Origin of the sequence: Bifidobacterium commune, assembly GCF_900094885.1 — a bacterium.
Taxonomy (GTDB): domain Bacteria; phylum Actinomycetota; class Actinomycetes; order Actinomycetales; family Bifidobacteriaceae; genus Bifidobacterium; species Bifidobacterium commune.
In genome coordinates, this window is sequence record NZ_FMBL01000002.1 from 260,516 (window position 1) to 282,115 (window position 21,600).

The 21,600-nt window shown below is 56.5% G+C and carries 16 protein-coding genes, 1 tRNA gene and 1 pseudogene; 2 read left to right on the top strand and 16 right to left on the bottom strand.

Annotation, left to right across the window (positions count from 1 at the left end; translation table 11 throughout):
* Positions 1-63: 63 nt before the first annotated feature.
* The 4 genes and pseudogenes from GA0061077_RS07255 to GA0061077_RS04985 form a co-directional block, all read right to left on the bottom strand.
* Positions 64-523: pseudogene (locus GA0061077_RS07255) on the bottom strand (TrmH family RNA methyltransferase); the annotation flags it as partial.
* 10 nt (positions 524-533) lie between these two features.
* Positions 534-1,145 (bottom strand): type I phosphoribosyltransferase, encoded by a 612-nt coding sequence (locus tag GA0061077_RS04975; protein ID WP_234696517.1) that lies wholly within the window; start codon positions 1,143-1,145, stop codon positions 534-536.
* Positions 1,146-1,147: 2 nt separating this feature from the next.
* Positions 1,148-2,491, bottom strand: coding sequence for a DNA recombination protein RmuC (gene rmuC, locus GA0061077_RS04980; RefSeq protein ID WP_091847839.1), 1,344 nt, complete (start codon positions 2,489-2,491; stop codon positions 1,148-1,150).
* A gap of 334 nt (positions 2,492-2,825) precedes the next feature.
* Positions 2,826-5,387, bottom strand: a complete 2,562-nt coding sequence (locus GA0061077_RS04985) for an InlB B-repeat-containing protein (RefSeq protein ID WP_159426918.1) — start codon at positions 5,385-5,387, stop codon at positions 2,826-2,828.
* A gap of 274 nt (positions 5,388-5,661) precedes the next feature.
* Between GA0061077_RS04985 and GA0061077_RS04990 the strand changes: the two genes are divergently transcribed.
* On the top strand, positions 5,662-6,705 hold the full coding sequence (locus GA0061077_RS04990; protein WP_143249610.1) for an HAD family hydrolase: 1,044 nt from the start codon (positions 5,662-5,664) through the stop codon (positions 6,703-6,705).
* A 125-nt stretch (positions 6,706-6,830) separates the two neighbouring features.
* On the opposite strand, the gene clpB is transcribed toward GA0061077_RS04990, so the two are convergent.
* The 12 genes from clpB to GA0061077_RS05050 all read right to left on the bottom strand — a co-directional run bounded on the left by clpB (position 6,831) and on the right by GA0061077_RS05050 (position 21,025).
* Complete coding sequence (clpB, locus tag GA0061077_RS04995) at positions 6,831-9,464, bottom strand: ATP-dependent chaperone ClpB (protein WP_091847842.1); 2,634 nt, start codon at positions 9,462-9,464, stop codon at positions 6,831-6,833.
* A 297-nt stretch (positions 9,465-9,761) separates the two neighbouring features.
* Positions 9,762-10,580: a fumarylacetoacetate hydrolase family protein gene (locus tag GA0061077_RS05000; RefSeq protein ID WP_091847843.1), complete on the bottom strand. Its 819-nt coding sequence runs from the start codon at positions 10,578-10,580 to the stop codon at positions 9,762-9,764.
* A 137-nt stretch (positions 10,581-10,717) separates the two neighbouring features.
* Positions 10,718-11,563, bottom strand: coding sequence for a YggS family pyridoxal phosphate-dependent enzyme (locus tag GA0061077_RS05005; protein WP_091847939.1), 846 nt, complete (start codon positions 11,561-11,563; stop codon positions 10,718-10,720).
* A gap of 287 nt (positions 11,564-11,850) precedes the next feature.
* Positions 11,851-12,690 carry a tryptophan synthase subunit alpha gene (trpA, locus tag GA0061077_RS05010; protein WP_091847844.1) on the bottom strand — a complete coding sequence of 280 codons (840 nt, stop codon included), beginning with the start codon at positions 12,688-12,690 and terminating at the stop codon, positions 11,851-11,853.
* Positions 12,683-13,882 (bottom strand): tryptophan synthase subunit beta, encoded by a 1,200-nt coding sequence (trpB, locus tag GA0061077_RS05015; protein WP_091847845.1) that lies wholly within the window; start codon positions 13,880-13,882, stop codon positions 12,683-12,685. The genes trpA and trpB overlap by 8 nt, the downstream gene beginning before the upstream one ends.
* Positions 13,883-14,010: 128 nt before the next feature.
* Entirely contained in the window at positions 14,011-14,736 is a 726-nt protein-coding gene (locus GA0061077_RS05020) for a phosphoribosylanthranilate isomerase (RefSeq protein WP_200754445.1), read from the bottom strand.
* Positions 14,736-15,590 carry an indole-3-glycerol phosphate synthase TrpC gene (trpC, locus tag GA0061077_RS05025; RefSeq protein ID WP_091847846.1) on the bottom strand — a complete coding sequence of 285 codons (855 nt, stop codon included), beginning with the start codon at positions 15,588-15,590 and terminating at the stop codon, positions 14,736-14,738. Before trpC ends, GA0061077_RS05020 begins: the two co-directional genes overlap by 1 nt.
* A gap of 1 nt (position 15,591) precedes the next feature.
* Complete coding sequence (gene trpD, locus GA0061077_RS05030; RefSeq protein ID WP_091847847.1) at positions 15,592-16,644, bottom strand: anthranilate phosphoribosyltransferase; 1,053 nt, start codon at positions 16,642-16,644, stop codon at positions 15,592-15,594.
* A 54-nt stretch (positions 16,645-16,698) separates the two neighbouring features.
* On the bottom strand, positions 16,699-16,947 hold the full coding sequence (locus GA0061077_RS05035; RefSeq protein WP_091847848.1) for a glutamine amidotransferase-related protein: 249 nt from the start codon (positions 16,945-16,947) through the stop codon (positions 16,699-16,701).
* The gene (locus GA0061077_RS05040) at positions 16,944-18,530 is read right to left on the bottom strand and encodes an anthranilate synthase component I family protein (protein ID WP_200754446.1); all 1,587 of its coding nucleotides are present in this window, start codon (positions 18,528-18,530) and stop codon (positions 16,944-16,946) included. Before GA0061077_RS05040 ends, GA0061077_RS05035 begins: the two co-directional genes overlap by 4 nt.
* A gap of 330 nt (positions 18,531-18,860) precedes the next feature.
* Positions 18,861-20,213, bottom strand: coding sequence for a glutamate--tRNA ligase family protein (locus GA0061077_RS07260; RefSeq protein ID WP_091847942.1), 1,353 nt, complete (start codon positions 20,211-20,213; stop codon positions 18,861-18,863).
* Between the two features lie 158 nt (positions 20,214-20,371).
* Positions 20,372-21,025: a DUF3152 domain-containing protein gene (locus tag GA0061077_RS05050; protein WP_234696518.1), complete on the bottom strand. Its 654-nt coding sequence runs from the start codon at positions 21,023-21,025 to the stop codon at positions 20,372-20,374.
* Positions 21,026-21,467: 442 nt separating this feature from the next.
* On the opposite strand from GA0061077_RS05050, the gene GA0061077_RS05055 reads away from it, so the two are divergent.
* A tRNA-Lys gene (locus GA0061077_RS05055) sits at positions 21,468-21,541 on the top strand.
* Positions 21,542-21,600 lie beyond the last annotated feature (59 nt).

Genomic DNA, 21,600 nt, shown 5'->3' on the forward strand with positions numbered 1-21,600 from the left:
GTGCCCGTTCGGATTCCGTGCCGCTATTTCGAATCCGAAATTCGGCTTCCGCTATTTCCGAATCGATTCCTTGCCTCCATGAAGCCACGAGCTCTTCGACGGAGGGACAATGATCGACATGCTGATACAGCTCGGTCATCAATGCGCCTTTACGGTTCCACTTATGCGGACCGACGATATGAACCTTGCGAGCGGCGAAGGCATTGGCAGTGCGAACCATCGACCCGATATTGAAATCGTGTGTCCAGTTTTCCACAGCCACTTCGAAACGGTGACGACCCAGCTTATCAAGGTCGGCTTTGATGGCGGCAACTGACCAGTAACGATAACGATCGAGGACGTTTCGACGATCACCTTCTTCAAGCAGTTCCGAATCGTAGCGCTCGTCATAATTTGGAGATTCCCGATCATCGGGACGAGGCTCATCGGGGTGTGTCTGTGACCACGGGCCGACACCTACCTCACGAAACGTCGGTTCTTCAGAAGCAAGTGCCGCAGCAGTAATGGGATTGGGCTCACGCATCTCAATAGACCTACTTTGCCGTCGAATCGCCATCGCGTAACGAAGTCTCGTCAAAAGCGCTCACGAACGGCAAATCTCGTTCCTCGTCAGAAACGGGATTGAGGACGTTGATAGTGCAGGCACCAGCATCGTCGCCGACTCCTCCTACCAATGAAGCAATTGCAATCACCTGTGCGCCTTCATGCTCGACAACACTGAAATCAAGACTCAACTCGTTGCCGTTACGCAATGTCACCAGCGACGATGTCTGTACATACGATTTCTCAGAAAGCCAGGAATCGAGAAGCACCACTCGTTTGCCGGCTATGGAAGATCCTTTGATTGACGGGTAGACGAAATCCATCACGAAGCCATCGAGCTCATGACCACGGGCACCAGCCTCCTGCATAACGGCAGTGACCATGGGAACGGCCGCAGCAGTCAACGCACCCACCGCATCGATATCGTCAAGGGCAAAGCCACCCCGCTCCAGAGCATCCAGCAACGCCTCACCTATGAGTTTGCTACCGCGATGATCAAGACTGACATCAAACAACTCGCTGAATGGTTTCCACTTTATCGCCGCACTCAGAAGCTTGCGCAACTCACCTTCATTCCCGGCTGTCGCTTTTCCCATGTTCATCGCTACTCCTCCGATTCATCATTGAGCTCGGGCGCAGTCAGCTCGCGGACATCAGTCTTGTCGAAATCAACCATCTCAACCGGCTCGATGACTTTGCTCGAATCAATCTTCTGCATTTTACGCGCTGTGACCAACACACGCGATTCCAAAGACGAAGCAAACGTATTGTACGCAGAAACAGTGCGAGTAATGGAATGGCCGAGCTTATTGGCCTTGTCTCCCAGAACAGCAAAGCGTTCGTACAATTCACGGGAAAGATCAAAGAGCATCTTCGCGTCATCAGTAAGACTCTGCTGCTGCCAAGCGAACGCAACCGACTTCAAAACGGCCCACAATGTGACCGGCGAAGTCAGTGCAACCTTTTTGGCAAATGCGTCATCCATCAGCGACGGATCGACCTTTAGCGCGGCTTCGAGCAAAGCATCGTTGGGAATGAACGCGATGACAAAATCGGGAGCTGTGTCGAAGCCTTTCCAATAGGCCTTGTTTCCCAACGTTTTGACGTGATCGCGTAAAGCCTTGGCATGTGCCGCAAGCAACTCATCGCGACGCTTGAGTTCATCCTCGGAAGCCGTATCGGGAATTTCACAGGCCCGTTGATAATCGGAATAGGGGGCCTTTGCATCGATAGGAATGGTCTTGCCACCAGGCAGATAAACCACCATATCTGGTCGCTGGATACGTCCTTCGGCATCAGCGATGACCACTTGAGTATCAAAATCAACATGTTCCAGGAGTCCGGCAGATTCCACGATATTGCGCAACTGCGCCTCACCCCAGGAACCGCGTACCTTATTGTTGCGCAATGCGGCGGACAGTGAACTGGTCTCCTTGTCAAGACGCGTCTGCTGCTCATTCAAACCTTTGAGCTGCTGCCCCAATGCACCCATCTCATGCTTACGGCCTTCCTCAATTTGAGTGACTTTCTGTTGCAGGGCATCAAGATTCTTCTGCACAGGAGCCAACGCTGAAAGCACCTTGCTTTGCTCAGCCATTGCCTTGGCCTGTTCGGCCTGCTTGCGTTCAGATGCCTCACGCTCCTGCTCCTGCTGCCGCTGCACACGCAACTGCTCAGCCTGCTGAGCCTGCGTCAACTGAGATTTGACAAAAGCAAGCTGTTGACTGAACCCTTCCGCCTGCGTACGGTATTGAGCAACCTGGGTTGTCAGATCAACGATCTGGCCACGAAGCTCATCATTGCGCCCCTCGGCTTGTTCAATATCAACATTGTTGGCGTTCCGCGCGGCTTCCTGCCCTTTGGATCTACCCAGCACAAATCCGGCCAGCAGACCCAAGGCCGCTGCCAACACAACCAAAATGATTATCACGACAGGATTTTCGAACATATGTTCTATTAGACAGGATGCCATGGACGAACCAGGAAGCCCTGACGGCTCTTCACTCATGAACCCTAATCGCTGACGAGAAGACCTTCCACGACAACGTCCCGTTTCACGCTTCACGATTAAAATCACCGGCACAAAACCGAAAAAGGTCGGTCGCTCACGAAGAGCAACGAGGTGTACGGTACGACCTCTCTACACAAGTACGAAAAAGTGGGGCCAGCCCAACAATCGGCTGACCCCACTCTCTGCAAGAAGTGAATAAAACCACCACGACCCGCATTTATATCGTCGGCGGCGCAGGGACCGGTGTCTCTACACCGTCGTCAGAGAACCATCAGTCCTCAGCATGTGCAGAGACGCTGAATCGACGCCACAACAGGATGCAGATCGCTGCCGCCAAGGCGGTCACGGCGACCGCGGCCACAATCCACGATACAGCGCCAGTCGAGGAAAGGGACTTCGACCTCTTCACCTTTGCAGCAGGATCCTTCTCCCACACGGCGTGCAGGACCATCGGACCATCAGAGACCTGAATCACATCACCGGGGCGGTACAGCTTGCCGCTGCCGTCCGCGTTCAAACTCCAACCCTTGAAGCGGAAGCCGGGGCGCGTAAAGCCATTGCCCGCAACCGGGAGGCCCGAACCGGCATCCCTCTCACCGGAACCAGGAACCGAACCGGATGCGCCCGGACCGCCGTCATAGGAAACCGAACCGGTCGGCACCCACTTGGCATGCAGCGTCACAGAACCGTCAGTTATCGGCAGTTTGTCGCCGGGCCTATAGACCTTGCCGCTGCCGTCCGGACTGAGCGTCCAACCGTCGAAACGATGGCCGGGACGCGTGAAACCACTGCCAGGTACGGAAGCAGACGAACCAATGTCGATCGGATCGGAAGGGGGCATTGTGCCAACCACGCCCGGTGCATTGCCGTCGTAGGAAACAGTACCGGTGGGTACCCACTTGGCATGCAACTTCAGAGGACCTTCGCCCATCGGCAGTTCGTCGCCGGGCCTATAGACCTTGCCGCTGCCGTCCGGATTCTCCGTCCAACCATCGAAACGATGGCCCGGACGCGTGAAACCATTGTCCGCTATCGGATACTTCGTACCCGAGTCCACGACACCGGAGCCGGGGACGGAACCAGTCACATCCGGACCATTGCCATCATAATCAACCGAACCGGTTGATACCCACTTCGCATGCAGCGTCGAATCCTCCGAAGGCATCGGAATCGTCTCACCGGGTTGGTAAACCTTGCCGCTGCCGTCCGGATTCTCGGTCCAACCATCGAAACGATGGTTCTTACGGTCGAAACCGTTCTCCGGAACCACGAACGACGAACCCGCATCCTTCTCACCGGAGCCGGGGACAGAACCGGTCACATCCGGACCGTTGCCATCGAAGGAAACAGAACCAGTGGCAACCCACTTCGCATGCAGCTTGACGGGCCCAGGCTTGATCTCCATCGGATCACCCGGCTGGTAGACTTTGCCGCTACCGTCGGGATTCTCCGTCCAACCGTCAAAACGATGGCCGGGACGAGTAAAGCCATTGCCCGCGACGGGATACTTCGTACCCGTGTCAATCACACCGGAACTGGGAACCGAACCGGACGCATCGGGCGCATTGCCATCATAATCGACCGAACCCGACGACCATGCCCACACCGCATGCAGGGTCGCATTGGACTCAGGCATCGGATAATTATTAATCGTTGCGGCCTTCGCATCGGCCTCGTTCAGGAACGGTTCATGTTGGTCTTTGGACCAACCAACAAATTTCGCATGCTGGCCAGCAAACTTGCCTGATGTCGGGGACGGATACGTCAGCATCGAAGAATCCCAGCAATCGGAATCCTTGGCACCAGTCGGCAACTTAACCGACTCACCGGCAGCGTGATGTGTCGCGCAACCACCAATACCGGCATTCGGAACACCCCCGACCCGCTCCGGAGTCGTGCCGACACCCCCGTTGGAATCGAAACTTAATGGATACACCACACTAAAACTGACATCATCAATGAAATTACCAGAGATACCACTGAGCGAATCAACGGATTTGAAGCTGAAACGCGTTACGGTCTGACCAGCGGGAATCACATAGGAACCCTCGTATGTCTCAGATTGGGTCAATGCGTTGTGAGTTGCAACCTTCGTAGCAATTCTTGTACCCACTGGCCCGACTTCATCGCCAGCGCCATTGACTGAAACACGAACCGCGTTCTGCGCAGTCAACGTACCGTTTGCAGGCCCAATCATCACATTCATTACATCGACATGAGTTTGGTCAAAGCTGGAATGCCGAAGCCTCCACTTGTAGATTGCACCAGGAACAGTACGCACATCCTGATAGATGCCTTTACCTTCCTCTTCGCCAACAATTTCGCCGACCTGATTGCCATTAGCGGACTGCAACTCGACTCGTTGCGCATCATTCTTGTTCAGAGCCGGCAGATGAAATGTCTCCATCGACTCCCAACCGAAACGAGAACGGCAAAAACCAGGAAGAGCCTCATAACGATTGTACTTCGTTCCGAAATATCCATACACCGGATCGATGTTTACCCAGTACCCATCGATAGTTGTCAACACAGGGTCACTAGTACCAATCTGCGGATATTCAAAATCACCGTTGACAATACGGTTCGGCATGTTCGCCCCACCGAAAGGCACACACCCGCCATCCTGTACAGACGGACCAGATTCGGTCACTCCGGCAGGTTTGATGCCCTTAGGCGCGGGAACCAGACCAAGCTGACTAGCGTCGAGGGAAGGAACATCAGAACCAACCCCCTGATCGCCTTCAACCGTATCGGCGAAAGCCGTGCCGTCAACAAGCGACAACGACAATATGCCGGCGACAGCTGCCGCGACGGCATTTCTCATTCGAAACATAAAACATCCTTCTTCTTTCTTGTACATAATATAAGTCAGTGTCAATATAAGTCAGTGTCATTAAATACGATCACCATGACATAAATTGTTTTATTTTATAATACATCAGCGAGTATGTTGTTTAGTCATAACCGAATCAACAAAGCAGAAGTCGCACAACACCGCCATTCATGGGAAACCCAACGCAAGTGCGTACATCTCGTGTCAGTAATCAAGCAAAGTTGATATCAGAGAACCTAAAACTGAGATGATGTAAGCAAAACGAGGAGGAATCATGGGATTTGACTTATTCATGGGCGGTTTGGCAGTGGCACTCGCCGCGCTGGTCACATGGCTCATCGTTCTTTTTTTCCGTTCATCGCCACCATCCGGATCCGCGCCGGAACAGACGCTGCAGAAACCATCCAATCCAAATGCAGCCCCCAACAACCGATCGGCAACGCTCGGCACACCGAACGACGAACAAACGCCAGACACAGAACAGCACCACAACCGGATGTCGAACGACGATCAGACAGTGTCACAGATTTCGCATGTCACCCGTCTGCTGATTCTTGCCGTCGCACTGACCGCGATCGTCTTCATTCCGTCGTTGCTCAACCACTGCAACCCCTCGCCCATCCCCGACTGGATGGTCAATCCGTGGGTGCAGGCCGTGATTTCAACACCAACAATGTTCCTGTGTGGCACCCCGATTCATCGTAGAGGCTGGCAGGCGATTAGCCGCCGAACACCTGACGTCAATTCGCTGATTTCCTTGGGTGCCACGGCGGCATTCATCTACAGTTTGGCGATTTGCGTGGCCGGAGGACAATTCCCCGCCGGTTCACGGCACGCATATTTCACCGAGATCAACGCCGTCATCGCCTTGGCGCTGGCCATCAATCTGGTCGAGCTCCACATCTTGAACGACATCGAAATAATTCAAACGCGGGTCACCAACCTCACATCCTTTGATACGACCACGGGCACAGCTGACGAGAAGATCTCAGCGAATGGTAACACGACCAACAACAACGGCCAGGCGATCTCCGCCGCGCAGGCAACCGCGCAATCCGTTGCAAACCGAGCGTTCGATACATTTGTTTCAGGCATCAGCAAACTCACCCGCTTCACACGCACATTCGTCATTGCCGTCATGGTCATCGCTGTTTGGGCGTTCGCCCTGCTTCTCGTGTTCGGCCCTCAGCCCCGCCTGGCGTTTGCGTTGTCCGGCGGAGTGGGAGTGTTGGTGATTGCCGGCTTCGTCCTTGCAATCTTGGCGCTTGCCTTCATCGCCAACGGGCGCAGAAGGGCTCAGCACACCAACAAGCAATAAGCAAACCGACCGAAACGTTTCCCCCATGCAGGAAGCCGGGCATCACATTGTTGCGACGACCCGACTTCCTTGGTACAGCACCGAATGCGACCCTTAGCAACATTCAGCGGCAAATCCCATAACTCTTACTTTTCCTCGTGGTCCTCAGCAAGCGGATCCTCGGGCATTGTGGTCAACTCCAAATGCTCGCCGCCGGTTTGATCCACAAGAACAGTATCGCCATTGTGAACCTTTCCGGACAGCAACATCCTCGCCATCTGGTCGCCGACCTCGGTCTGCACCAGACGACGCAACGGACGAGCGCCATAGGCAGGATCGTATCCAGCATTGGCGAGCCATTCCTTCGCACCCTTGGTGACCTCGAGCGTAATGCGGCGGTCGGTAAGGCGAGAGGCGACCTGCTTGACCTGGATGTCAACGATTCCACCAAGTTCCTCGCGGGTCAGCGGATGGAAGATGACCAGTTCGTCAAGGCGGTTGATGAACTCGGGCTTGAAGTGCGCGTGAACCGCATCCATCACCGCAGTCTTCTTCGCCTCGTCGTCAAGATCGGGCTGCACCAGGAACTGCGAACCAAGGTTCGAGGTCATGATCAGAATCGTGTTCTTGAAGTCCACGGTTCGCCCCTGTCCATCGGTCAAGCGACCGTCGTCAAGCACCTGCAACAGGATGTCGAACACCTCAGGATTGGCCTTCTCCACCTCATCGAACAGCACGACGGAGTAGGGACGACGACGCACAGCTTCAGTGAGCTGACCACCCTCTTCGTAACCGACATATCCGGGAGCAGCACCGATCAAACGGGTGACGGAGCCCTTCTCCATGTACTCGCTCATGTCAATGCGAACCATGGCTTTCTCGTCATCAAAGAGGAAATCAGCCAATGCCTTGGCCAGTTCGGTCTTACCTACACCGGTCGGCCCCAGGAAGAGGAACGACCCTGTAGGACGGTCCGGGTCGGAGATACCGGCACGCGAGCGCCGCACAGCATCCGAAACGGCCTGAATGGCTTCCTTCTGCCCGATGACTCGATCGCCGAGGAAGTCCTCCATGTGCAACAGTTTTTCGTTTTCGCCTTGCATCAAGCGTCCAACAGGAATGCCGGTCCATTCGGAAACGATGCCCGCCACCGAATCGGCATCCACATGATCGGGCACCATCGGCTCGGTTTCCCGACCTTGCTCCTTGTCCTCATCCGCTGCCTGTTCAGCCAAGTCAAGCTGCTTTTGGATTGCCGGAACTTCACCATAGAGAATCTTGCTGGCCTGCTCAAGATTGCCCTCGCGGGTAAACTTGTCAGCTTCAACACGCTTGGCATCGAGCTGGGCACGCAGGTCACCGACCTTGTTGTGACCGGCCTTTTCCTCATCCCAACGAGCTTTGAGCCCTGCCAACTTCTCCTTGGTGTCGGCCAGATCGCTCTGCAACTTGCGCAGACGGTCCTTGCTTGCAGGATCTTCGGCTTTTTTGAGCTGCATCTCCTCCATCTCGAGGCGTGTTTCACGACGTTGCAGTTCATCGATTTCCTCGGGCTGGCTATCCAGCTCCATACGCAGGTGCGCCGCCGCCTCATCGACCAGATCGATGGCCTTATCGGGCAACTGACGACCGGAAATATAGCGGTTCGAAAGGGTGGCCGCGGCTACGAGTGCATCGTCACCGATGGTGACCTTATGGTGAGCTTCGTAACGCTGCTTAAGCCCACGCAGAATGGCAACGGTGTCTTCGACACTCGGTTCGCCCACGAACACCTGCTGGAAGCGACGTTCCAACGCCGGGTCCTTTTCAATGTTCTCGCGGTACTCGTCGAGGGTGGTGGCGCCGATCAGACGCAGCTCGCCACGGGCGAGCATCGGCTTGAGCATATTGCCCGCATCCATCGAACCTTCGGTTGCACCCGCACCGACGATGGTGTGAATCTCGTCAATGAAGGTGATGATCTCACCGTTGGCGCTCTTGATTTCGTTGAGCACAGCCTTAAGGCGTTCCTCGAACTCGCCGCGATACTTCGAACCGGCAACCATCGAACCCAAATCAAGACTGATCAGACGCTTGTTCTGCAAAGTGGTGGGCACATCACCTGCGACGATACGCTCCGCCAGACCTTCGACAACGGCCGTCTTGCCGACACCGGGCTCACCAATCAGCACCGGGTTGTTCTTGGTACGACGCGAAAGGATCTGGATAACCCGTCGAATCTCCTGATCACGTCCGATCACCGGGTCGAGCTTGCCTTCCTTCGCTTGCGCCGTGAGGTCCGTGGAATACTTTTCCAAAGCCTTGTAACTGCCCTCCGCGTCCGGGCTGGTAACTTTCGTCCCTCCCCGTACGCCAGGAACGGCCTTGCGCAAAGCATCCGCAGTCACACCGTTATTATTCAAAATCGTCGCGCTCTCATTGGGTGCGCTGGCCGCGATACCAATCAGCAGATGCTCAGTGGAGACGTATTCGTCGCCCATCGCCTGCATTTCCTTTTCGGCTTGCGCCAGTGCAGCCGTCAGCTGACGGCTTGCCTGCGGCTGCGAAGTTGAAGACCCGCTGGCACTCGGCAATGCAACCAACGCGTTGCGCACGGCAGCACCGATGACCTTCTGATCTCCCCCGGCAGCACCGATAAGCCCTGTCACCACGCTGTTTTGCTGACGTAGCAAGGCATCCATCACATGCAGGGTGTCAACTTGCGGATTGCCCGCGGCAGCCGCACTCTGAATCGCGTCTCCGATTGCCTCTTGGGCCATTGTCGTAAATTGCTGTTCCATAGTCTTCCTCCGTCCATTCGCCTCGTTTCCTACAATCGTTGGAATTCCGAGGCATCGTTCGTCATCTGTCTTATCCAACAGCAAATCTAAGCCATCTATTCCCAAACTTGAGTCTTCCAGACTCAAGTTTTAAAAACCATTATGGTTTCACTTGATCCATCTGTCAATGCCTTCATCTCATAAACGCAGCAACGCGTTTAAATATCAACAGATAAACATAAAGAGGCCGGCCAGCGGAATCAAATCCCGCCAACCGGTCCCGAAGACGCGCATCAATATGCACCTGCACAGAAAGGACTATTGAGCCTTCACGACTACATTTCGCAGAGGCCCGATACCTTCAACGGTGACAACGGCCTCGTCACGGGGGTTCAAAGAACCGGAGGCGTTGGGGGTGCCCGTCAGGATGACATCACCCGGAAGCAGTGTCGCGAAACTGGAAATCGCCGCAATCTGCTCGGGGATGGAATGAATGAGGTTGGCCGTGGTGCCGGATGCCTCAGGAACATCCTCACCGTTAAGCGTGAACGAAATTTTCGCGTCCTGCCAGTTTAGATCGGTCTCGATCCATGGGCCCAGTGGGCATGAGGTGTCGAAGCCCTTGGCACGCGTCCACATCGGGTCGGTCCCCTGCAGGTCGCGCAAGGTCACATCATTAACACAGGTAAAGCCCAGCACGTAATCCATGGCTTTCTCAACCGGAACGTTCCTGGCGATGCGGCTGATAACTACAGCCACCTCGGGTTCAAAGTTCATGTCATCGGAGCATTCGGGGATGACAATGGGATCGTCGGGACCGATGACGGAAGTGGATGGCTTCATGAAGATAACCATCTCGCTCGGCGCATGCTCGACAGCAGACCGACCCTTGGCATGCATAAATTCAGCATGGGCCTCGTAGTTCTTGGCCAGACCGTATACCTTGGAGGGAATGACCGGCGCAAGCAGACGAACGCCGTCCTCATCAATCGCATGGCGCTCGCCCGTCGGACCGACCGGCTTGGAACCGAAGGGGTAACCGTCAAGCTCGACCAGATAATCCTTCTCGTCAGCGCCATCGGTCTGCACAAATGCATAGTGCGGAACATCGTTATAGGAATACCGTGCAATTCTCATGCCTACAGCCTACGTCATTTCCGGGTCTTTGGTCATCCAAAAGCCGAAAAACCATCCCCGCCGAATAATGACGAACTCGACCAGCGAGCCTCTGCGGTTCCATCACAGATCCGCACAGCCTTGAAAAACCGATGATTTCAGACGAACGCGCGCTCGCCGAAAATCGCGGTGCCGACGCGCACAATCGTTGAGCCCTCAGCAACTGCGTAGCCCATATCGTGGGTCATGCCCATCGACAGCTCGCGGCATTCCGCAGTTCCAGGCTCACCGGAGGCAAGAACCGCGTCGCGCACTCCACGCAGATGCGCAAAACCGGCGCGGATCGTCCCTTCGTCGTCGACATGGGCACCGACGGTCATCAAACCCTGCAAACTCAGCCCTTCGAGAGCTGCAATCTGGTAGGCGAGATCGGTGGCTTCCTCGGGTTCGCAGCCCGACTTCGACACCTCGCCCGATTCGTTGACCTCCAGCAGCACGCCGACCACGATGTTGCGAACAACGGCACGACGCGCGATTTTCTGCGCTTCTTCAAGCGAACCGACGGATTCAATGGCGTCGACGTATGGCAGCACCTTGCCGATTTTGTTGGATTGCAGCTGGCCGATGAGATGGAAGGAGATATGGCCGTTCGGTGCGGCTTGAGAAACGCCAGAACTGTTGACATTCTGTGCGTTCGCGGCGGCACCCAGCGAAAAACCGCGTTGCGCACACCGACGAATCAACCCCTCGGCCTTGGCGGAGATTTCCTGCGGCCGGTTCTCGCCAATCATTCGAACGCCCGCATCGATGGCTGCCATAATCTCGCCGACATCGCGCGTTTTGGTGGCCGCAAGCAACTTGACCGACCCGGTCTCACGCCCAGACGCAGCTTCGGCCTGCGCAATGTCGTCAAGCACGCGGTGCACGCCGTCAGCGATTTCCTTGATTCTATCCTCGTTGATGACCTCGTTGGCGAGATCCTTGTGATCCATATAAGCAGTCATCATTCCCCACTTCCGCTTCGTTTTACCGACTCCATATTATGCATGCCCATGCGGAACCACAATAAATCACGTAACTCAGAAAAACACCAACCAGAACAATATAAATATGTCGCGTTATATAGCGATAGGCAAAAGCCGACATCCCAGTGTTCACTGGTACGGCTTGCACATGAAATGGCTACTACTGTCCTCAATCATTTCAGAATGAAATCAGAAAAGGTGCGATCAGCGTGATTGCCTAACGCCAATCACACCTTTTCATCGACCTAGCGAACAGTGAGCCGATCTCAGTTCAGCCCGTGAACAGCTTCAGCCAACGAACGGACATACTCGCAAACATAGGGCACCGAGTCCTCGCCATGCTCTCCAACCATGCGCACGATGGCCGAACCAACGATGGCACCACCGGAATCCGCAGCCATCTGGACGGCCTGCTCAGGAGTCGAGATGCCGAAGCCGATGGCGACGGGCACGTCGGTGACGGAACGCACTTCGCGCACCATGCCCTTCACATCGCTGGTGATTTCCTTGCGGACGCCGGTGACGCCAAGCGAGCTGACACAATAGATGAAGCCTTTGGCGTCCGAGGCGATGCTGTGGATGCGCTCGTGCGAGGTCGGCGCGATGAGGCTGACCAGATCGATCCCCTCGGCAGCGAGCGGCTCGTCGAATTCCGGCTTTTCCTCGTGCGGCACGTCCGGCAAAATCACACCGTCGAGCCCGACTTCAGCGGCGCGATGCGCGAAACGCTCGAGACCGTAGGAATAAAGCACGTTGGCATAGGTCATGAAGACCATCGGCGTATTGATGCCGTGCTCCCTCCGGAGACGGGCGACCAGCGCAAAGGCGTCATCGGTGGTGGTACCGGCCGCGAGGGCACGGTTGCTCGCCTCCTGAATGACCGGTCCCTCGGCGGTTGGGTCGGAGAAGGGCACGCCCAGTTCGATGAGGTCGGCACCAGCTTCGACCATGGCCGGCACAAGTTTCTCGGTCAGGGCGATTGAGGGGTCGCCGATGGTGACGAACGGAATGAAGGCCTTGCGGCGGCAGCCGTCGGCGGCCGTGAACGCCTGGGCAATACGGGACCGGCGGACACCGGCCTGCCGGGTCTGTGTTGTCTCAGTCATGAAGATCCTCCCCACGATAACGGGCGATTGCCGCCACATCCTTGTCTCCACGACCGGACAAGGTGACGATGATGCTTTCGTCCTTCGGCAAGGTCGGCGCGAGCTTGATTGCGTAAGCCACGGCATGCACACTCTCGATGGCCGGAATGATGCCTTCGATACGGCTCAGGTATTCGAACGCATCGACCGCTTCGTCATCGGTAACGGGGACATATTCGGCACGTCCGGAATCCTTCAGCGCCGCATGCTCGGGCCCGACGCCCGGGTAGTCAAGACCGGCGGAAATGCTGTAGACCGGTGCGATCTGGCCGTATTCGTCCTGGCAGAAATAACTCTTCATGCCGTGGAAGATGCCAAGCGAACCGGTGTTCATGGTAGCTGCGGTGTCCTTGGTATCAATGCCGCGACCTGCCGCCTCGCAGCCGATGAGCCGCACGTCCGTGTCATCGATGAAATTATAGAAGCTACCGATGGCATTCGAACCGCCGCCGACGCAGGCGATGACAGCTGCCGGCAACTTGCCCTCATCCTCAAGAATCTGCTCGCGGGCTTCTTTAGAAATGACAGCCTGGAAGTCGCGTACCATTGTGGGGAACGGGTGCGGGCCCATGCATGAACCAAGGCAGTAATGGGTGTCGCTGATGCGTCGCGTCCATTCGCGGAACGTCTCGGACACCGCGTCCTTGAGTGTGGCGGTGCCGGCGGTCACACCGCGCACTTCCGCCCCAAGCAGGCGCATACGGTAGACGTTAAGCGCCTGACGCTCCATATCCTCCTGGCCCATATAGACCACGCACTCCATGCCAAACAGCGCTGCGGCCGTAGCCGTGGCCACACCATGCTGACCGGCTCCGGTTTCCGCAATAAGCCTCGTTTTGCCCATGCGCTGTGCAAGAAGGGCCTGACCAAGCACGTTGTTGATTTTGTGCGCACCGGTGTGGTTCAGGTCTTCACGCTTGAGATAGACCTTGGCACCACCGAGATCCTTGGTCATATTTTCGGCGCAATACAGCATCGAAGGCCGACCGGCGTATTGTTTCTCCAGGTCGTCGAGCTCAGCGACGAAGTCCGAATCATTCTTGTAATGGCCGTAGGCCTCCTCCAGCTCGTTGACGGCGCCCATCAGCGTCTCGGGGATGTATTGTCCTCCGTGAACACCGAAGCGCCCTTTTGACGTGGGCGAGTTGGTCATGATTGTGCTCCTTTGTATAACTTCATATTAACGGTCGTTATTCTTTGCGGCTTACGGTGTCCGCCAATCGGTTTGCATTCATCCGCCACCGGGAACCCGCACATTGCCGAATGGGCTTATTCATGCCTCTATTCGGGTTGACGGTAACCTCCGACTTCGCCGGCGGTCTCCCGGACAGCCGCAACCACGGAGGACATCTTGCTCGGATCCTTGAGTCCGTCGGTTTCGATGCCGGAACTGAGATCGACGCCGAACGGGTGCGTTGCGGCAATGGCCCGAGTAACGTTGTCGGCCGCAAGTCCACCAGCTAGCATGAACGGACGGCGAACCCCTTGCGCAAGCGACCAATCGAACGTTTGCCCATCGCCGGAGCCCGCATCGAGAAGAATCATATCGGCCGAAGACTCAACGGCATGCGCGACATCTCCTTCGCTGTGAACCGTGAATGCCTGCATAATCGGCACCTCGACCAACGCATGCAGACGATCGATATATTGCGCATCCTCTTCGCCGTGCAACTGGACGACATCAAGGACCGCCTGACGAACCACGTCAGCCACGGTTTGCGCAGGCTGGTTTACGAACACACCCACCGCACACGGCTTCTCGTGGCCGGTTTCGTCGGCCTTCGAGCGCAACCGTTCAACCAACTCAGCCGCACGTTCAGCCGAGACGCTACGGCGCGAACCAGGAACGTCGATGATGAACCCAACGGCATCGGGCATTGCTGCGATTGCGGCATCAACGTCCTGTTCGCGTTTCAGCCCGCACAGCTTGACTTTGCAGCCCAGCGCATCTTTTAGGCCCATACCTCCAGCCACGCCAGCATAGCGTGTCGCCGCAGCGCCGGCCATCACACCGCCTCGCGTTCCGTAACAACGGACTGGGCACCACCACGAAGAGCCGCGAGCGCCGCGGTCTTGTCGGACGAACGCATGAGCGTCTCACCGATCAGCACTGCATCAACCCCGACCTTTTCGAGCGCGGCCACATCATCGGCATTGCGCACGCCGCTTTCGGAGACGAACACCCGGTCATCGCCAACAGTTGGCCGCAAATCAATACTGTGGTCAAAGTTCACTTCAAAGGTGCGCAGGTCGCGGTTGTTGACGCCGATCACGCGGGCTCCGGCGGCGACAGCACGCGGCACTTCCTCGGGATGGTAGGCCTCCACCAGCACACTCATGCCGAGCTCATGCGCCAACGCCAGATAATCCGCCAACTGCTTGTCGTCGAGAATCGAACAGATAAGCAGCACCGCCGAGGCACCACACTCGCGCGCCTGATAGATCATGTATTCGTCCACCACGAAGTCCTTGCGCAGCACGGGAATATTAACCGTTTGCACGACCTCGCGCAGATGATCGTCGGATCCCTTGAACCACGTCGGCTCGGTCAGACAGCTGATGGCTGCCGCCCCAGCTTTTTCATAATCGCGGGCGATGTCGAGGTAGGGATAATCTTGCGCGATGATGCCTTTGCTCGGGGAAGCCTGCTTCAACTCGCAGATAAAACTCATGCCCGGGGCCTTCAATGCCCTTTCGAACGGAAACGCCGCTTCTCCACACTTCCCGCCCTTGAGCTTACGACAAGCCACCTCACGAGCGCCCTTCTCCACGTCGGCCTGTGGCACGCGCGCCTTTTCTTCGACCACACGCTCTCGGGTCTTTGTGGCGATGCGTTGCAAAATGTTGTCGAAATTGTTCATATCAGGCCTCTCCTTCCGTGTACTTCTCTGCGAACGCCTGCGAATCTGCGACGATGGTGTCCAGCGCACTTGTCGCGTTGCCCGACGAAATCTGTTCACGAGCCAGCCCGATGCCTTCGCCGATGGAAGGCGTGGCGCCGGCGACATACAGTGCACAGCCAGCGTTGAACAGTGATGCCTCGAGTTTGGCCCCGGTCTGCTTGCCCGCAAAAATGGCACGAACCGTCGCCGCGTTCTCCTCGGGAGTACCGCCAAGCAGATCATCTTTCTTGCAGCGCTTGAGTCCGAATTCCTCCGGTGTCAGCGTCATTGCATGATATTCTCCGTCGCGCAGTTCGCAGACCGCGGTTTCGGCGGAAAGAGAGACCTCGTCCATCCGATCGCGGCCATAGACCACCATCGCCCGCTTCACACCGAGGCTTTCCAGTACGTGCGCGATTGGCTCGACGAGATATTCGTTGTAGACGCCGAGCAGGAAATAGTCGGGTCTGGCAGGGTTGGTCAGAGGACCGAGAATGTTGAAAACCGTGCGAAATCCGAGCTCCTTGCGAATCGGACCAACGTAACGCATCGCCGAATGATAGAGCTGGGCGAACAGAAATGCGAAATTGTCCTTTTCCAGCAATTCGACCGCTTCTTCGGGAGCCAAGGAAAGGTTCACGCCCAGCGCTTCGAGGCAGTCGGCAGTGCCGCACTTCGAGCTGGCCGCACGGTTGCCGTGCTTGCTGACCTTCACTCCGGCTGCCGCGCAAATAAGCGCCGCTGTTGTGGAAATGTTGAAGGTATTGGAGTTGTCGCCGCCCGTGCCGACGATATCCAACGTGGAAAAACCTGGATGCGACACCGTGGTAGCCAGCTCTCGCATGGCAGCTGCGCATCCGGCGATCTCATCAATGGTTTCGGCTTTGGCGGACTTGGTAGAAAGCGCCGCCAGGAAGGCCGCATTCTGGGTGGGAGTCGATTCGCCACCCATGATTTCTTTCATCGCTCGATATGCCTCATCGTAGGTCAGGTCGTGCTTGTTGACGATTTTGATGATGGCCTCACTGATCATCAGGTCCTCCTTCGCCTTGGTGACGGTTGCTAATAAATGGTTCGACAGGTTGATTCATGCGCTTCTCCGATCGCCAAAACGATCGACAACGGCGATGAAGTTCCTCAACATCGTTTCGCCTTGTGGACTCAGGATGCTTTCGGGATGGAGCTGAACACCAAAAAGCGGGCGCGCGACATGCTGCACGGCCATGATTTCATCCGAATCGACGGTGCGCACGACGCGCACGTCCGGCAGGACGGAGCCGATGAGCTGGTAAAGATTGTATGAGAAGCTGTCGTAATTGTCGACGATGGTAATCATGCCACACCTCCGTTCGCCTGCACGACGGCGTTCATCACGGCGCGCGCCTTGTTGCGGCATTCCTCGAACTCCTTGTCGGGGTCAGAATCCGCTACGATTCCAGCACCTGATTGCACGCAAAGCCTGTCTCGATGCTTGAACGCGAGACGGATGTCGATGCATGTATCGAGATTGCCGGAGAAATCGAGATAACCGATCGCACCACCGTAAATTCCTCGAGAAGAACCTTCAAGCTCCGAAATAATCTGGCAGGCGCGGATTTTAGGTGCTCCAGAAAGAGTGCCAGCAGGAAGCACCAAGTCCACCACATCCAGCGCATCCTTGCCATCGGCCAGTTCGCCGGCCACCGTGGAACCGATGTGCATGACATGCGAAAAGCGCACGATATCGTGCAGCCGCTCCACCTCGACACTGCCGAGTTTGGACACGCGACCGATGTCGTTGCGCCCGAGATCTACCAACATGTTGTGTTCGGCCAGTTCCTTCTCATTGTGCAACAAATCATGCTCGATGCGCCGGTCCTCCTCGGTGGTCTCACCGCGCGGACGAGTGCCGGCTAGCGGATAGGTGAGCAGCCTCCCATTTTCGAGGCGCACCAGTGTTTCGGGCGAGGCCGCGGCGATTTCGATGTTGTCGCTGGACATAAAGACCATATACGGGCTCGGGTTTTCGGCACGCATCAACCGGTATGTGTCGAACAGACTTCCCGATGCCTGCGCGACAATCGGATTGGAAAGCACGACCTGGAAAATATCGCCGTCATGGATGTAGCGCTTCGCTTTGCCGACAATATCCGCGTAACGAGAGCAGTTAGGGGTCGGCTCAAGCTCGTTCTCAAAGTTCAATGGCCTGAACTCGTAACGCCGTCCGTCTTCGAGAATACATTGCATTTCATCGATGCGATGAACCGCACGCTCATAGGAAGCGTCCACATCATCGACATCGACGCCGGCAATGAGTTGAAGACGCTGACGGTAGGAATCGAAAGAAATGAGCTGATCGAAAAGCATCAAATCGACATCGGGCATATTCGCACGATCCTGTGCCGCTCGTTTCAGCACCGGCTCGGCATACGCCAGGTATTCGAAGGAGAAGTAACCGACCAGACCGCCGGCGAATGGCGGAAAACCTTCAAGGCAGGGGCTGCAATATCGGATAAGCACGTCCCGTATCGCTTCCTTGGGATGATCGACATGGCTCCGTTCCACCACGGTGTCTTGCGTGCCATGGCCTGCGGAAGCAACATGCTTGACTGTAAGCTCGCCGTCCTTGCAGGTCAGCTCGAGCTGCGGCGCAAAGCCGAGGAAACTGTAACGACCAAGCCGCTGACCCGCCTCCGCGCTCTCGAACAGGAAGCAATGGTTGGAAACCGCACGCACGCGGCGCATGGCCTCAATGGTGGTCAGACGGTCTGCAAGCAGCTCGCGCATCACGGGGATACGGCGATAGGGACCGGTTTTCGCCAGCTCACGCACCTCTTCGATCGAGGGGCGAATATCCGAGCACTCGGTTTGCACGCTCGAAGCGCGTCGAGTGATCGATTCGCCGCCCGCGCCCACAGCGCCGTTCTTGTGCACACTCATCGTGGCACCCCCCTCAAGACTTTCGTCTCTTTTGGGACTAAAAAAGCCCGTCCCAGCTGTCGCTTACAGCCAAGGACGAGCGAATGCCCGCGGTGCCACCTTGATTCACGGTCTCCCGTGCTCTTAAAGACGCCAACACGTCTCCAGCAACTGACGTATGCCTTCACGTCACAGCCTCATGGTTGTTTCTAACCAATCGGTGCGCCCTCGGCGGCCCACTCAACGGCTCGCTTTTCGTCCCGGCTCCCACCGTCCCAGGCTCGCTCTTCGCGCGTTTCCGCCTACTTCCCCGCTTCATCGGTTTGCAGTGTTCAATTATCGGTAGTCAGGCTACACGTTCGTTTTCATTCGTGTCAAATCATCGGACCAACCTAGAGGCAAAATGCGGTCGGACCTGTCCGCACGGACACCGTCCCAAACGAAGAATTGCAAGGCTTCCTGAGCACTCATCGGAACCGGCCCGATGGTGTTCGACATGTGGACACCTCCCGGCGGCCGGATGCCCAGCAGCCATGCGCAATAGCCGACGACCTGCTCCGGGCTGGCCCCGGCATCGCGCAAAGTGCCGATATCCAGCGACCCCTTCCGCTTGGCAAGACGAACCCCCTCGGAGTCGTCAAGCAGCGGCAGATGGGCGTACGTGGGATAGAGCTGCGTTCCTTGCATCGCGGGCGGCAGAGATGCGGAATCCAGAACGGGCACGCCAACGGCGTCGGCGCACGAAACGCCGCACGCCATCAAACCATTTGCAGCTCCAATGGTTTTCGGCACAAGACCGTATCGAGTCTCGAAGCCAGAGGCAGCCAAAACATGCCTGATCCATATCTGCATGGCCGTGGAACGTAACAAATCGCGACCACGAACGATGTCATTGACACCGGTCAGCCAGTCGTCCACGACCACGGCAAGCTGGTAGGAGAAGATGCCGTCGGAGCGTCGAATCACCATATCCCCAACCTGGCTCGGCAGGTCGAAACGCTGCTCGCCAAACACCAGATCGTCGAACACAACGGTCCTTTCGCCAGGACACTCCTGCGGCACTGCCAGACGCAGCGAATGACGCCGGCCAGCATCCAATCGAGAACGCACTTCATCGGGGTGCCCGGCCAACAGTTTGCGGCATGTACCCGGATACAGAAGGAATCCATCACCCTCCTGCGGTGCTGCGGCGGCATGAATGTCGGAGCGTGAGCAGAAACACGGATAGACAAGTGGGAAGTCGGCCGGCAACGCATCGCCATCGGATCGCCGGGGCGTCTCGCCAGCACAAGCCTTATCGTTGAAAGCCTTGCCGTCAGAAGTACCGCCCTTTCGTGATTGACCAGCGAATTCCACGTCGGACAAGCTGTTCGACTTCAAAAGACGCAAAGCATCATCGTAAATGTCGGCACGCTGCGACTGATATACCGGCTCGCCGTCCCAATCTAGCCCGAGCCAGTGCAGATCGTCCATAATCCACTTATCGGCATCCTTCACCGCACGGGAGGCATCCACATCCTCAATGCGCAGCAAAACCTTGCCCCGAGAACGAGCGGCACCGCTGGAAGAATCGCTGTGGCAACTCTTATCTTGCCGTCCGTTTTCCCCCTTTTTATCAATATCGCAGTTCAGCGCTTCACGCCGATCGATACGGTTGGCGAGATCTCGGTCTGACGCGTGCACGGAAAGCCAAGTGGCCAGCATCGCATAGACATTACCGACATGCAGCCTTCCCGAAGGCGTCGGCGCAAAACGGCCTATCCGCGGCGACAGCTCAGCACGGCAACCTGCAACGTTCGCTGCCTCCGCACTGGCGGCTTCGCCTGCTTCAACACCCACTTGTTCATCGCTCATTCAATCGCTCAATCAATCCAAAGCTCGGAATCGGTAGGCCATTCGTTTGGGGCACAACCATGCAGGTCAATCGACTGCTCCTGCATCAGCGGCGCGAGGGCTTGTGGACCTGGACACACGTGCTCGTTGTCAAGATGCCCCAGACGGTGGCCGACCTCATGGTTGATTACCATGCTACGGTAACGATCTAACGACATTCCCGCCTGCAACATGCGCTCAGTAGCCCCATTCCAACGAGCTTCGTTGATAATGACATCATTGCCCACGCGGCAACTGTACTTGTCGGAACAGTTGTCCGAAAACGAGGTCATCAACGAGGGCTGCGCCAAGTATACGACGAAATCGCACTGGCCCGAATCGGCACTATATGTGAAGGTCGCGCCGGCACGAGGCCACCCGCGAGCATCGTTCAGAGTACGGAAAACAACGTTCTCAAATTGTTGTTGCACACCGGCTCCACCGACCTCGCCTTTGGCACTCACGCAGTAGGAGTATTGCCGTACGCTCTTGCCACTTGCCGCTGCCGTTGCCTGTGCGCCAGCAAGAATTTCCCTACGGCTCCGATCTATCAGTGCAGACTGCACCGTCGCCTTGCCCAGAACCATTTCTTTGTTCCGCTGCTGCACAGACTCGTCCTTCCGCTGCTCTGCAGGACGTTTCACGGCAGGATCGTCGTGGGAGGGCCGAGGAGGATTGTCTTCCTCAGCAGCAATGCGCGCATTAGTTGCCGTTGCAACAACAATGACAGCAACAATCACTACCAAAGATACCGATAACGTCCCCATACAATGCGTCCGATACACCGACTTGGCAACTTTCGGCGAAGCCTTACGACGAATTGCATGGAAACAATCACGAATACAGGCAAAGTGAGTTCGACCCAGCGGCCGCAGGAAGAAACCTCCTCGGTCATGTCTCACGTTACGCGGGTCCCTATCTGACGAATCATTGTCCCTCACGGCATCCTCCAACCCGTGTCCGATGCGATCAAACATCCATAATAGACATTCTTCATGACCGCAAGACGCCCCACAACGACACACCACCTTGCGCAATATCAAGTTTCTATGTATACTTTCTTTTGGCTCTTGTCATTAAGCCAGCGCCCCTATAGCTCAGCTGGTTAGAGCAGCTGACTCTTAATCAGCGTGTCCGGGGTTCGAATCCCCGTGGGGGCACATGCAAGGTATCGTCATCTGACGGTACCTTTTCTATATCTCAGAAACATTGAAAACAC